This is a genomic window from Herbaspirillum huttiense (assembly GCF_004367745.1).
GTDB classification, from domain to species: domain Bacteria; phylum Pseudomonadota; class Gammaproteobacteria; order Burkholderiales; family Burkholderiaceae_D; genus Herbaspirillum; species Herbaspirillum huttiense.
In genome coordinates, this window is the sequence record NZ_CP037993.1 from 1,597,748 (window position 1) to 1,611,549 (window position 13,802).

Below are 13,802 nucleotides of genomic sequence, written 5' to 3' on the forward strand. Positions count from 1 at the left end.
AGCGGTATGAAGCTTTCTTCAAAGCTCTCCCCACACCGCATTCAAGGCGGCCAGCGCCGCCAACCCGGCAGTCTCGGTGCGCAGCACCCGGCTGCCCATGGACAGCATCAGCGCGCCCTGGGCGCAAGCCAGGTTTTCTTCCTCCTCGCTGAAGCCGCCTTCAGGCCCGACCATGACGGTCACTGCCTGAGGCGGATGGTGGCGCGCCCAGCCTGACAGCGGCTCGGTCCCGCGCGGGGAAAGCAGGATGCGGCGATGCAGGTCGCTCTGGGCGATCCAGCGCTTGAAGTCGGTGACTTCACCCAGATGCGGCAAGCGATTGCGGCCGCATTGCTCGGCGGCAGCATGGATGATGCCTTGCCAGTGCGCCTGCTTCTTCTCGGCCCGGTCACCCGAGAGCCGCACCACGCAGCGCTGCGCGGCCAGCGGCTGGAGGGCGGTGGCGCCCAGTTCCACGGCTTTCTCGACGATCCAGTCCATCTTCGATCCTTCAGGCAGGGCCTGGGCCAGGGTCAGCGCATAAGGCAGTTCGGCCTCGCGGGGTGAAAAAGTCTTCACTTCGGCGTGGGCGCGCTTCTTTTCGAGGGTGCTCAGGCTGGCGGTGTATTCGCCGCCTTCGCCATTGAACAGGGTCACGGTATCGCCCGGTTGCAGGCGCAGCACCTGAATGTGATGGGCAATCTGCTCGGGCAGGACCAGGGCGGAGCCGATGCCGAGGGGGTGCGGGAAGTAAAAGCGGGGCATGGGGCAGGGTCCTGGAGGAAGAAGATCAAAAAGACATGAAAAAAGTTGTCAGTCCGGTCAGGGGCTGGTCCCGAATTTTAATCCCCCCGGCGCACTCTGGTAAAATACGGGCCCGCGCCGTTACCCGGGCTTCCGGGCCGGCGCATTGGCTTGAACATCCGATTTGTGCGCCTGCGGCGCCCCCCCCAGCACAGCAAACTCTGACCTCGACATGATTTCCACTCTCCCCACCGACAAGATGGCCAACGCGATCCGCGCGCTGGCGATGGACGCAGTTCAAAAAGCCAATTCCGGACACCCGGGCATGCCGATGGGGATGGCCGAAATCGCAGTGGCCCTGTGGGCCAAGCACTATCGCCACAATCCGTCCAACCCGCACTGGGCCAACCGCGACCGCTTCGTGCTCTCCAACGGCCACGGCTCCATGCTGCAGTACGCACTGCTGCACCTGACCGGCTACGACCTGTCGATGGACGACATCAAGTCCTTCCGCCAACTGCATTCCAAGACCGCCGGCCACCCGGAAGTGCACATCACGCCGGGCGTGGAAACCACCACCGGTCCGCTGGGCCAGGGCATCACCAATGCAGTCGGCATGGCGCTGGCTGAAAAGCTGCTGGCCGCCGAATTCAACAAGCCCGGCCTGGCCGTGGTCGATCATTACACCTACGCCTTCGTCGGCGACGGCTGCCTGATGGAAGGCATCTCGCATGAAGCCTGCTCGCTGGCAGGCGTCTTGAACCTGTCCAAGCTGATCGTGCTGTATGACGACAATGGCATCTCCATCGACGGCCACGTCGAAGGCTGGTTCAAGGACGACACCCCGAAGCGCTTCGAAGCCTACGGCTGGAACGTCATCCCGGCCGTGGACGGCCACAACGTCGAGGCCGTCAGCGCCGCCATCCACCAGGCCAAGCTGGCCGACAAGCCGACCCTGATCTGCTGCCGTACCGTCATCGGCAAGGGTTCGCCCAACCTGGCCGGTACCGACAAGGTCCACGGCGCCGCCCTGGGCGACAAGGAAATCGCCGCCGTGCGCGAAGCGCTGGGCTGGACATCCGCTCCGTTTGAAATCCCGGCCGATGTGTACTCCGCCTGGGATGCCAAGGCCACCGGTGCCGACTTCGAAGCGAACTGGAAGCAGACCTTCGACAGCTACGCCGCCCAATACCCGACCGAAGCCGCTGAACTGCTGCGCCGCCTGAAGGGCGAGCTGCCGGCCGCGTTCGAATCGACCGTGACCGCCTACATCAATTCCACGCTGGAAAAGAAGGAAACGATCGCCACCCGCAAGGCCAGCCAGAACGCCATCCAGGCTTACGCGCAGGCGCTGCCGGAATTCCTGGGTGGCTCGGCCGACCTGACCGGCTCGAACCTGACCAACTGGAAGGAATCGGTGGCCGTGCGCGCTGACCAGCGCGGCAACCACATCAACTACGGTGTGCGTGAATTCGGCATGAGCGCCATCATGAACGGCATCGCCCTGCATGGCGGCTACCTGCCCTTCGGCGCGACCTTCCTGACCTTCTCCGACTACAGCCGCAATGCCCTGCGCATGGCGGCGCTGATGAAGACCCGCGCGCTGTTCGTGTTCACCCACGACTCCATCGGCCTGGGCGAAGACGGCCCCACCCACCAGTCGGTGGAACACGTCTCCAGCCTGCGCCTGATCCCCAACCTGGACAACTGGCGTCCGTGCGACACCACTGAAACGGCCGTGGCCTGGGCTGAATCGATCAAGCGTCACGATGGTCCGAGCACCCTGATCTTCTCGCGCCAGAATCTGCCCTTCCAGGAGCGCACCGACGCCCAGGTCAAGGACATCGCCCGTGGCGGCTACGTGCTGCGCGATGCACCCAATGCCAAGGTGATCCTGATGGCCACCGGTTCCGAAATCGAACTGGCCACCAAGGCCGCTGACGCCCTGACCGCTGAAGGCATCGCCGTACGCGTGGTGTCGATGCCCTCGACCGACGTGTTTGACCGCCAGGATGCCGCCTACAAGGCCTCCGTTCTGACCCGCGGCGTGCCGCGCGTGGCCATCGAAGCCGGCGTCACCGCCTTCTGGCACAAGTACGTGGGCCTGGAAGGCGCCGTGGTCGGAATCGACACCTTCGGCGAATCGGCCCCGGCTGGCGTGCTGTTCAAGCACTTCGGCTTCACCGTCGAGAACGTGGTGGCCAAGGCCAAGGCAGTGCTGGCTTGAGCAGTCTGGTGCCCATGACTGAAGAAGTCCTGTTCCGCCGCGCCAGGAAGGGCGATGCGGCGTCGATTGCCGGCGTGCGCATCGACGCCTGGCGCGCCGCCTATCGCGGCCTGGTGCCTGACAGCTACCTGGATCACCTGAAGCCCGAGGAAAGCGTCAAACTGTGGGAGCAGGTGCTGGAAGCGTCCTCGGACGCCGCCTGCACCTTCGTGGCCGAGAGCGGGGGCGAGATCATCGGCTTCGCTTCCGGCATGACCCTGGCCGAATCGCGCTTCGGCTGCGATGCCGAGCTGACCGCGATCTGCGTGCTGCCCGATGAGCAGCGCAAGGGATTGGGCAAGCGGCTGCTGGCCAATGTGGCGGCCACCCTCATCGGTGCCGGTGCGACAGGTCTCATGGCCTGGGTGCTGAGCAAGAACGAAGGCGCCGGGGAATTTTTCGAGTCGCTGGGGGCCGAAAGGCTTTATGAACAAACGTTCACCTGGGATGATGGCAGTGAACTCGACGAGATCGGTTTCGTCTGGCGCAAGCTTCACTCCTGAGCGGGTGAGGGCGGCACGAGATTGACCGGCAGGATCAGCAGGGCAAAGAGGGACGGCAAGAACAACTGAACAAAAAGGCCGGAAAAGAAGGATCCATGTCTGATCGGCGGCTCCGAAGAGGGGCAAGCTGAGGGCCTGGTCGCTTTCCCGACTACCGGTTTGCATTGATTTTTACTACTTGAGGAGAAGAGCATGGCAATTCGCGTAGCAATCAACGGTTATGGCCGCATCGGCCGCAATATCCTGCGCGCTCACTACGAAGGCGGCAAGAAGCACGACATCGAGATCGTCGCCATCAACGACCTGGGCGACCCGAAGACCAATGCCCACCTGACCCAGTACGACACCGCCCACGGCAAGTTCCCGGGCACCGTGACCGTGGATGGCGATTCCATCGTCGTCAACGGCGACCGCATCAAGGTGCTGGCCCAGCGCAACCCGGCCGAGCTGCCCTGGGGCGAGCTGGGTGTGGACGTGGTGCTGGAATGCACCGGCTTCTTCACCACCAAGGAAAAGGCCAGCGCCCACATCAAGGGCGGTGCCAAGAAGGTGATCATCTCCGCGCCGGGCGGCAAGGACGTCGATGCGACCGTCGTCTTCGGCGTGAACCACGGCGTGCTCAAGGCCTCCGACACCGTCATCTCCAACGCCTCTTGCACCACCAACTGCCTGGCCCCGCTGGTGCAGCCGCTGCATGACAAGATCGGCCTGGAAAACGGCCTGATGACCACCGTCCACGCCTACACCAACGACCAGGTGCTGACCGACGTCTACCACGAAGACCTGCGCCGCGCCCGTTCGGCCACCCAGTCCATGATCCCGACCAAGACCGGTGCTGCCGCCGCCGTCGGCCTGGTGCTGCCGGAACTGAACGGCAAGCTGGACGGCTACGCCATCCGCGTGCCGACGATCAACGTGTCCATCGTCGACCTGTCCTTCGTGGCTTCGCGCGACACCACCGTGGATGAAGTCAATGCCATCCTGAAGGCCGCTTCCGAAAACGGTCCCCTGAAGGGCATCCTGACCTACAACACCGACCCGCTGGTCTCGGTGGACTTCAACCACAACCCGGCATCGTCCAACTTCGACGCTACCCTGACCAAGGTCTCCGGCCGCCTGGTGAAGGTGTCTTCCTGGTACGACAACGAGTGGGGCTTCTCCAACCGCATGCTGGACACCACCGTCGCTCTGGCCAACGCCAAGTAAGACGCGTGTTCTGACGCTCCCGGCCGGGGTTCCCCGGCCGGGAGCGTCAATTTCAGGGCTGTTTCGGCTTCTTTTCCTCGTATGCAAGCTTGCTTGCCAAGGTGAAAATAGTCGAATCAGCCTGCAAAAGGATCAGAAGGCTGTTGCAGGCACCGCTTGCAATGGCCTTTTGTCCGTTTGCGCATTGCCTGTCCACAACAAGAGCAACCGACCCAATGAGGGAACGCATGTCAGCAAGCTCATCCCAGGCCCGCCGCCTGTTGGCCAACCTGGCCCTGATTTCCGCCGTCAGCTTCTCGCTGTCCGCGTGCGACTACATCAGCAGCTTTTCCAAGCCCAAGCAGACCCCGGAAGAAGCCAAGGCCGAAGGCATCGCCCTGGGCGCCGGCTGCCGCCAGGCCGGCCAGAGCCTGGAAGACTGCTACCAGCGCAACCCCGACGCCCTGAAGGCCGGTATCTTCACCGGCTGGAAGGACATGCACGAATACATGGCCGCCAAGGGCATCCAGACCGTGACCCCGCCCGCTCCTGCGGCGGATGCCGCCAAGGATGATGCCAAGTCCAAGGATGGCAAGGACGGCAAGGACAAGGACGCCAAGGACAGCGACCGCAGCCGCGCCCGTGAGCGCGACGCCAATCGCGACAACGCGCGTTCGCGTGACCGCGAAAGCTCCTCGTCCTCGCGTGACAGTGGCAGCGACCGCCGTGCCAGCCGCGAAGAGAAAACGCCGCCCAAATATTGATCTCGCATGAACACTGGCCCGGGACAGTTGCAGTCCTGCTTGCCAGCCGGTAACATCTGATGCCCCGCAGGCGCTTGCCGGCGGGGCATTTTTCCATCAGCCGGCAGGGGGAACCGCCGGCGACCCAGATGCCAGCCGCCTCTGCCCGCGCATCCGGCCAGAACAACAAGCACAACGACATGAACTCACATTCACAGCCCTTGCCTCCGGCCATGCCGGAGCACGTCCCGGAGACCGCCTTCGGCCTCTGGTTCCTGCGTACACCGACCTGGACCCTGCACGTGCTGGAACGCGCCCTGCAAGATCTGGAGCGCCTCATTCCCGAGCGGCGCAGCAGCTATGCGGTGGTCGCCGACGTCGGCTGCGGCTGGGGGCGCTCGCTCAAGAAGCTGCACCAGCGCTTTGCCCCGCAGCGCCTGATCGGCATGGACATCGATCCGAACATGATCGCTGCCGCACGCAGCGAGACCGAGGCCGAGGGCCTGCGCGCCGAGTTCATCCAGTGCTCCAGCTCGCGCATGCGGCTGGAAGACAATAGCGTGGACCTGCTGTTCTGCCACCAGACCTTCCATCACCTGATCGATCAGGAAGAGGCCATCCGCGAGTTCTACCGCGTCCTCAAACCGGGCGGCATCCTGCTCTTTGCCGAGTCGACCAGGCGCTACATTCATTCGTGGATCATCCGCCTGCTGTTCCGCCATCCGATGGAGGTCCAGAAGACCGCCGGCGAGTACCTGGCCCTGGTGCGCAGCGCCGGCTTCGAGGTCGCGCCGGAGTCGATTTCCTATCCCTACCTGTGGTGGAGCCGGGAAGACCTGGGGATACTGGAACGCGTCTTCGGCATCAAGCCCAAGGCGGAGCGGGAAGAAACGCTGATCAATCTGGTGGCCGTCAAACCCATGAATTAAAGGGTTTCACGCACGATCCGGTGCAGATGAAGGGAAATGAAAAAACGAGAGGCAACTCTCGTTTTTTTCTTCATCCCGCCGGACATTGAATCAGCCGAAGACCTGCTGCCACAGCCGGATCACGCAAGCCCGTTCATGTTCCACCCGGATCGCATCGATGTGGGCGCGTTCGGAACCCTGCAGGCGGATCTGGTGCTGCAGCTTGCGGAACAGGCGGTAGGCATTGGCCGCTTCCGCCGCCAGCAGCGCATCAATCAGCCCGAGCTGGCCGGCCAGCTTGAGCAGGGCGATGTTGCCGATGTCGCCGGTCAGCTGCGGGTGGTCGCAGGCATGGCGCAGCACCAGGTATTGCACCATGAACTCGATGTCGATCATGCCGCCTTCATCGTGCTTCAGATCGAACATCATGCTGCGATTGGGATGAGCATCGCGCATGCGGCGGCGCATCGATAGCACTTCCTCTTCCAGTTTGTTCACATCGCGCGGCTGGCGCAGTACACGCTCACGCAATGCCTCGAAACGCTCGCCGATGGCGGGATCGCCCGCACAGAAGCGCGCCCGGGTCAGGGCCTGATGTTCCCAGATCCACGCCGCATTGAGCTGGTACTTCTCGAAGGAGGAGACCGGCGACACCAGCAATCCGCTGGCGCCATCCGGACGCAGGGCGATGTCGATGTCGAACAGGGTGCCGGCCGGGGTGTGGCTGGTCATCCAGGTGATGAAGCGCTGCGCCAGCTTGGCGTACAGGCCCGGGGCCTCCTGGTCCTCGTCGTCGTAGAGGAAGACCACGTCCAGGTCCGAGGCATAGCCCAGCTCCTTGCCGCCCAGCTTGCCGTAGGCGATCACGGCAAAGCGCGGTACCTCGACATGGCGCTGGGCGATGCTCTGCCAGATCGCTTCGAGAGTGACCTGCACCAATACGTCGGCCAGGGCCGAAAGTTCATCGGCCAGCTTTTCCACCGACAGATCACCTTCCAGATCCTGTGCCAGCAGGCGGAACAGTTCGGCGTGATGCAGCTCGCGCAGGATGTCGAGCTGGCGTTCAGTGTCGCCCTCGGCCGTGGCCAGCTGGCGACGGCAGGTGTCGGCGAAGGCATTCCAGTCGGAGGTGGCCTTGAGGTTGCGGTCGTCCAGCAATTCGTCCAGCAGCAGCGGGTGGCGCGTCAGGTAAGTGGCGGCCCAGCCGCTGGCACCGATCATGCGTACCAGGCGCTGCAGGGCATAGGGATATTCGGTGAGCAGCGCCAGATAGGCCGCACGGCGGGCGATCGCTTCGAGGAAGTCGAGCAGCCGGCCCAGCGCCGGCAACTGGTCGTAATGCAGCGCGGCCAGCAGCGGCAGTCCATTGTTGATGACGGTATTGAGCCGGTTGCGGCTGGCCTCGGGCAGGCTTTGCATGCGTGGCGACTGCCAGGTCAGGTGCAGGCGGCGCGCGCCGTTCTCGATGTCCTCCTCGGGGAAGCCGACCAGGCGCAGGGCGTCGGTGAGGCCTTCGAGATTGTCGTTCTCGCTCACCGCCACCGTTGGGCCATCGCTTTCGCCTTCGGATTGCTTGTCGGCGAAGATGGCATCGAACTGCGCGGCCACGATGGCACGCTGGTGTTCCAGCGCCTGCAGCAGTGCGGCGCTGTCGGCGTAGCCCATCATGTTGGCCACCAGCAGCAGGTCGTCGGGATTGACGGGGAGGGTGTGGGTCTGCGCATCTTCCAGGTATTGCAGACGATGCTCCAGGTCGCGCAGGAAGGTGTAGGCGTCCAGCAACTGCTCCACCACGTCAGGAGCCAGCAGCTCCTTGTCGGCCAGGGTGCGCAGGGTGGCGCGGGTGGAGCGGTCGCGCAGCTCGGCATCGCGTCCGCCACGGATCAGCTGGAACACCTGGCTGGTGAATTCGATCTCGCGAATGCCGCCCCGGCCCAGCTTGACGTTGTTGCTGCGGTCGGGGTGCAGGGCTTCCTGGCGCTTGACCTCGGCGCGGATCTGGCCGTGCATGGAGCGCAGCGCATCGATGGAACCGAAGTCCAGGTAGCGGCGGAAAATGAACGGCCGGCTGATTGCCTCCAGGGCGGCGATGTCTTCCTCGGTGCCCGTCAGCGCCCGCGCCTTGGTCCAGGCGTAGCGCTCCCATTCGCGGCCCTGGCGTACCAGGTATTCCTCGACCATGTTGAAGCTGGCCACCAGCGGCCCGGAATTGCCGTTGGGACGCAGCGCCATGTCGACGCGGAAGGTGAAGCCATCTTCAGTGATTTCAGCCAGTGCACCGATCAGCTTCTTGCCCAGGCGCACGAAGAATTCATGGTTGGAGAGCGATTTCTGGCCGGGCCCGGCTTGGGTATCGCCATCTTCCGGATAGACGAAGATGAGGTCGATATCGGAAGAAACGTTCAGTTCGCCCCCGCCCAGCTTGCCCATGCCCAGCACGATCATTTCCTGCGGGCGTCCTGATTCTTCACCCAACGGGGTGCCATGGAGGGCGATCTGCTCCTGCATCAGGGCCGCCAGATGGGTCTGCACGGCGAAATCGGCAAAACCGGTCATGGTGGCCACCACTTCGGCCAGGTCGGCGCGGCCATCCAGGTCACGGGTGATGAGGCTGCAGATGATCAGGTTGCGCAGACGCCGCATGGCGGCCGGCAGGCTCAGGCCGGTTTCCAGGTCGCGCGCCAGGCGCTGCTGCATGGCCTCGCGGTCCATGGGCTGGCGGGCGGCCTCGGCCACCAGGGCCGGGCGGGCCGGATCAGCCTGGGTCCAGCGGGTGTAGTAGCGGGAAGTGGAGGCGTCGACCAGGGAAGGATGATGAACAGGCATAAGAGACCGCAAAGCTCCACGACAAGGTGTAAAAGGAAGAAAACCGGTGCTCCCCCGGCTTCAGGCCCGTCCCGCCGATGCCGACAATGCAGGCAAGGCGGAGGCCGGGGCAGGGTCCCCGGCATGCCAGCTGACTGCGGACTGACGATGGACGTAAAAAGGAGCGAATCCGGCGATTCTAGCCTTCCTTTTTAAACTTATCGCCGTTTTTGCCCCTCATAGCCCCTTTGCCAAGATGGCATGGGCTGGTTTTCCATGCGATCATGCTGCCTGCCCGATTCCATTTTTCTGCCGAGCCGCCTTGCAACCTGATGTCCCAAGAACAACATAACGCCGCACCGAAGCCTGGCCGTTGGGCGCTGTGCTGGCGATTTGCACGGGGCAGCTATCGGCGCCTGAACCGGGCTACCCACCACGTCCTGGGTTTCACCCTCAAGCTGCTGCTGGCCGCCTACTTCGTCTTTTGCGCGCTGTTTCTGGTGCTGCGCTATGCGGTGCTGCCCGAGGTGGGCCACTACAAGCCCCGCATTGAAGCCCTGATCTCGCACCAGCTCGGCCGTGCGGTCAGCATCGAGACCATTGATGCTTCCTGGAGCGGATTGCGGCCCCAGCTCTCGCTGACCAATTTCACCGTTCACGACCAGCAGGGCGAAGCCGCCCTGAGCCTGCCGCGCGTATCGACCACGCTGTCCTGGAGCAGCGTCCTGGTGGCGTCGCTGCGTCTGGAAAACCTCAGTATCGAAGGGGCCGACCTGGCCATCCGCCGCGATGCAGCCGGCAAGCTGTATGTGGCCGGCATCCCGGTACCGGCCGGGGGCGATGGCAGCAACCTGGACTGGCTGCTGTCGCAGCGCGAAATCGTGATCCGTCACAGCAAGCTGCGCTGGGATGACGAATTGCGCCAGGCACCCGAGCTGGTGCTGGAAGATGTCAACCTGGTGTTGCACAACCGCTGGCTACGCCATCGGCTCTCGCTGCGCGCCATTCCGCCGCAGGATATGGCGGCTCCTCTGGATGTACGGGCCGATTTCAGCCATCCGGCCTTTGCGCGCAGTTCCGACATCGCGCGCTGGAAGGGCTTGCTCTATGCCGATCTGCGCAATACCGAGCTGTCGGTCTGGCGCGCCTGGTTCGATTATCCGATCGCCATCAACAGCGGCCGCGGCTCGGTGCGCGCCTGGCTGACGCTGGATCACGCCAAGGTCGCCAACTTCACCGCCGACCTCGGTCTCACCGATTTCAATGCTCGCCTGTCGCGCCAGCTGGAGCCGCTGTCCTTGAAACGCGTCAATGGACGCATCTCCGCCAGTGAAACCCTGGGCCCCAATGCTGAGGACGGCGTACCGACCTTCGGTGCCAACGGCCATCAGGTGACCCTGACCGATTTTTCCATCGAGACCCCGGACGGCTTCGTGCTGCCGCCGACCTCGATTGCCGAGAGCTATGAACCGGCCACGCCCCTGAAGGCCGAGCGCACCAGCGTCAAGGCCACCTATCTGAACCTGCAGACGCTGTCGCAGCTGGCCACCCGCCTGCCGCTGGCGCCGTCCCAGCGCAAGCTGCTGGACGACCTGGCCCCGCGCGGAGAGCTGCATGATTTCACCGTGCAGTGGCAGGGCACTTATCCCGAGCTGAGTTCCTACCGCGTCAATGGCCGCTTCAAGGGCCTGGGGCTGAAGGGCTTGCCGGCCCATGTCGAGCCGCGCAAGAACGCTGCCCAGCAAGCCCGCGCACAGTGGGCGGCCTTCCCCGGTTTCAGCAACCTGTCCGGCGAGATCGATGCCAGCGAGAAGGGTGGTTCGGTCAAGGTCGATGCGCAGCAACTGGCATTCGAGCTGCCGACCGATCTGTTCCGCGAATCCAGTCTACCCTTTGACAGCCTCAAGCTGCAGGCGCGCTGGCAATACCTGAAGGACCAGACCCTGCAGGTGGATCTGGACCAGATGCAGTTCGCCCAGCCCGGCGTGGCCGGCAGACTGAGCGGGCAGCACCTGCTGCCGCTGCAGGGCCGCTCGGCCGGCAGCGTCGACCTGCATGGCGAGCTGACCAGCTTCGATGTGAAGGCGATTCGCCGTTACCTGCCGCAACACATGAGCGAACCGCTGCATCGCTGGCTCACCGAGGGCTTGCTGGCCGGCAATCTGAAGGAGGTGCAGTTCAAGCTCAAGGGGGCGCTGGCCGATTTCCCTTTCCACACCAGCAAGCCGGGCGAGCAGCCCAAGGGCGTATTCCAGCTGGCAGGCGAGTTCGAGGGGCTGAAGCTGAACTACACCCCCGGCCACGTTGGCCGGGATGGCAAGGAGCCGGAGTGGCCGCTGCTGGAGGAGGGCCGGGGGCGCATCAGCGTCGATCGCACGCGGCTGGAGATCAAGGCTGACAGCGCCCGTACCCTGGGCGCGCGGCTGGGACCGGTGACGGCGCGGGTGGCGGATGTCGATTCGCATGATGCCGTGCTGGAAATCGATGGCGTTGCCAATGGCCCCATGCCGGTCTTCCTGCAATACGTCAACCAGAGCCCGGTAGCGCGCTGGACCGGCAACGTCATGGAACACAGCACCGCCACCGGCGAGGCGCGTCTGGACCTGAAGTTCCAGATGCCGCTGCACCATGCCATCGATACCCGCGCACAGGGGGCCTTCAACTTCGCCAACAATGACGTCGACCTGCTGCCGGAACTGCCGCCCATCTATCGCACCAGCGGCAAGGTCGAGTTCAACGAGCGCGGCTTCACGCTCAATGGCGTGCGCGGCCAGTTCCTGGGCGATAACCTGGCCATCAGCGGCGGCACCCAGAAGGATGGCAGCAGCCAGGTACGTCTGGACGGTGCCATCAACATCGAGAACCTGCGCAAGCAATACCCCGAGCCTTCGCTGCAGCGCCTGCTGGCGCGCTTCTCGGGCGGCACCCGCTACAGCGCCACGGTGCTGGTGCGGCAGCATCAGCCGGAAGTCACGGTCGAGTCCAGCCTGGCCGGTCTCGGCGTGGACCTGCCGGTGCCCCTGCGCAAGGGCGTGCAGGACACCCTGCCGATGCGCTTCGACCTGCTGCCGCTGGCCTCGTCCGATCCGCTGATCGAACGCGAGGAAATGCGTGTGTCGCTGGGCTCGAACGTGGCGTCGCGCTATGTGCGCGAGCGCGTCGCCGCCAAGGGCAATGAGTGGCGCGTCACCAGCGGCGGCATCGGCTGGAACCAGCCGGCACCGACTCCGGCCTCTGGTCTGAAGCTGGCTTTGGCCACCGACAGCCTGGATGCCGACGCCTGGCTGGCTCTGAAGAAGGACCTGGCGGGCAAGGACGCGGCGGCCGCTGGCAACGGTGCAGCCGCAGGCAATCGCCTGGGCAACAGCGATGTCACGCAATACCTGGAGCCGGACAGCGTCTCGGCCCGCGTCGGCGAACTGAACCTGATGGGCAAGAAGCTCAACAAGCTGATCCTGGAAGCGGCGCATCGACGCAATGCCTGGCAGATCAACCTGGAGTCCCAGCAAGCCGCCGGTACCGTGACCTGGGACGAACCCGGCAGTGCAAGCGGGGCCGGCAAGGTCACGGCACGGCTGTCCTCGCTGGTCATTCCCAAGTCCAGCCCGACGGCCGACGCGGCCCAGCCCGCCAGTGCCGACAAGACCGACGACAACCTGCAGATGCCCGCGCTGGACATCCGCGCCGAGCAGTTCGAACTGGGCGGCAAGAAGCTGGGCCGGCTGGAACTCGATGCCAGCAACATCCTGACCTCGGTCGGCCGCGAATGGCGCATCAGCCGCCTGCTGCTGACCAATCCCGACGCGCAGTTCCGGGCAGCCGGCAACTGGCTCACCTTCGGCAGCAATCACACCTCCAACTTCACCTATGCGCTGGATATCGAGGATGCAGGCAAGCTGCTGGAACGCTTCGGTTATCCCGGCACCATCCGCGGCGGGCGCGGCAAGCTCGACGGCGATCTCAGCTGGAAGGCACCGCCCTATGCGATGGACATGGCAACGCTGGCCGGGCAGGTGCACATGGACGTGCATTCGGGACAGTTCCTGAAGGTGGATCCGGGGGCTGCCAAGCTGCTGGGTGTGCTCAACCTGCAGGCCTTGCCGCGCCGGCTGACGCTGGACTTCCGCGACGTGTTCTCGGAAGGTTTTGCCTTCGACACCGTGGCAGGAACCGCCAGCATCGCCAAGGGCATCGCCAGCACGGACAATCTCAAGATGGCGGGCGTGACGGCCTCGGTGCTGATGAGCGGCTCGGCCGACATCGCCCGCGAGACCCAGGACCTGCATGTGGTGGTGATCCCCGAGATCAACCTGGGTACTGCCTCGGTGGTGGCGATGGCGGTCAATCCGGTGGTGGGGGTGAGCACCTTGCTGGCGCAGCTGTTCCTGCGCAATCCGGTGATGAAGTCGCTCAGCTTCGAATACAAGGTGACAGGTCCCTGGAGCGACCCCATCGTGGTCAAGCAGGGGCAGGTCTCGCCGGTGGATGCAGAACGTGCCCGCGAGGTGCTGCAGAAGGGCAAGGGCGGCAAGGAGGATGGCAAGCCTGACAATGACCTGATGCCGCCCCCTTTGCCGGCTCCGGCGCAGCGGCGCGGCGCACCCGCGCCGGGACCGGCCATCAATTCCGGTGCCTGATCCTGGTTCCGTCCCCGGCCTGGCCTGCGCGG

9 protein-coding genes are annotated in these 13,802 nt (G+C 64.5%); 6 read left to right on the forward strand and 3 right to left on the reverse strand.

The window, feature by feature from the left end:
• Positions 1-18: 18 nt before the first annotated feature.
• Positions 19-744: a 16S rRNA (uracil(1498)-N(3))-methyltransferase gene (locus tag E2K99_RS07110; protein WP_134221787.1), complete on the reverse strand. Its 726-nt coding sequence runs from the start codon at positions 742-744 to the stop codon at positions 19-21.
• 163 nt (positions 745-907) lie between these two features.
• Between E2K99_RS07110 and tkt the strand changes: the two genes are divergently transcribed.
• The 3 genes from tkt to gap all read left to right on the forward strand — a co-directional run bounded on the left by tkt (position 908) and on the right by gap (position 4,698).
• On the forward strand, positions 908-2,950 hold the full coding sequence (gene tkt, locus E2K99_RS07115; RefSeq protein WP_276321821.1) for a transketolase: 2,043 nt from the start codon (positions 908-910) through the stop codon (positions 2,948-2,950).
• Between the two features lie 14 nt (positions 2,951-2,964).
• Complete coding sequence (locus E2K99_RS07120; RefSeq protein ID WP_198516518.1) at positions 2,965-3,492, forward strand: GNAT family N-acetyltransferase; 528 nt, start codon at positions 2,965-2,967, stop codon at positions 3,490-3,492.
• A gap of 192 nt (positions 3,493-3,684) precedes the next feature.
• Complete coding sequence (gap, locus tag E2K99_RS07125) at positions 3,685-4,698, forward strand: type I glyceraldehyde-3-phosphate dehydrogenase (protein ID WP_034329725.1); 1,014 nt, start codon at positions 3,685-3,687, stop codon at positions 4,696-4,698.
• 52 nt (positions 4,699-4,750) lie between these two features.
• Here the strand turns inward: gap and E2K99_RS25460 are convergent, their stop codons facing one another.
• A complete protein-coding gene (locus E2K99_RS25460; protein ID WP_166675046.1) occupies positions 4,751-4,927 on the reverse strand; it encodes a hypothetical protein in 177 nt (58 codons plus the stop codon).
• On the opposite strand from E2K99_RS25460, the gene E2K99_RS07130 reads away from it, so the two are divergent.
• The gene (locus E2K99_RS07130; protein ID WP_034329726.1) at positions 4,926-5,441 is read left to right on the forward strand and encodes a hypothetical protein; all 516 of its coding nucleotides are present in this window, start codon (positions 4,926-4,928) and stop codon (positions 5,439-5,441) included. The genes E2K99_RS25460 and E2K99_RS07130 overlap by 2 nt on opposite strands.
• A 179-nt stretch (positions 5,442-5,620) precedes the next feature.
• Positions 5,621-6,349 (forward strand): class I SAM-dependent methyltransferase, encoded by a 729-nt coding sequence (locus E2K99_RS07135; RefSeq protein WP_034329731.1) that lies wholly within the window; start codon positions 5,621-5,623, stop codon positions 6,347-6,349.
• Between the two features lie 90 nt (positions 6,350-6,439).
• On the opposite strand, the gene glnE is transcribed toward E2K99_RS07135, so the two are convergent.
• Positions 6,440-9,154 carry a bifunctional [glutamate--ammonia ligase]-adenylyl-L-tyrosine phosphorylase/[glutamate--ammonia-ligase] adenylyltransferase gene (glnE, locus tag E2K99_RS07140; RefSeq protein ID WP_134221789.1) on the reverse strand — a complete coding sequence of 905 codons (2,715 nt, stop codon included), beginning with the start codon at positions 9,152-9,154 and terminating at the stop codon, positions 6,440-6,442.
• Between the two features lie 311 nt (positions 9,155-9,465).
• Between glnE and E2K99_RS07145 the strand changes: the two genes are divergently transcribed.
• On the forward strand, positions 9,466-13,770 hold the full coding sequence (locus E2K99_RS07145; RefSeq protein ID WP_134221790.1) for a YhdP family protein: 4,305 nt from the start codon (positions 9,466-9,468) through the stop codon (positions 13,768-13,770).
• Positions 13,771-13,802 lie beyond the last annotated feature (32 nt).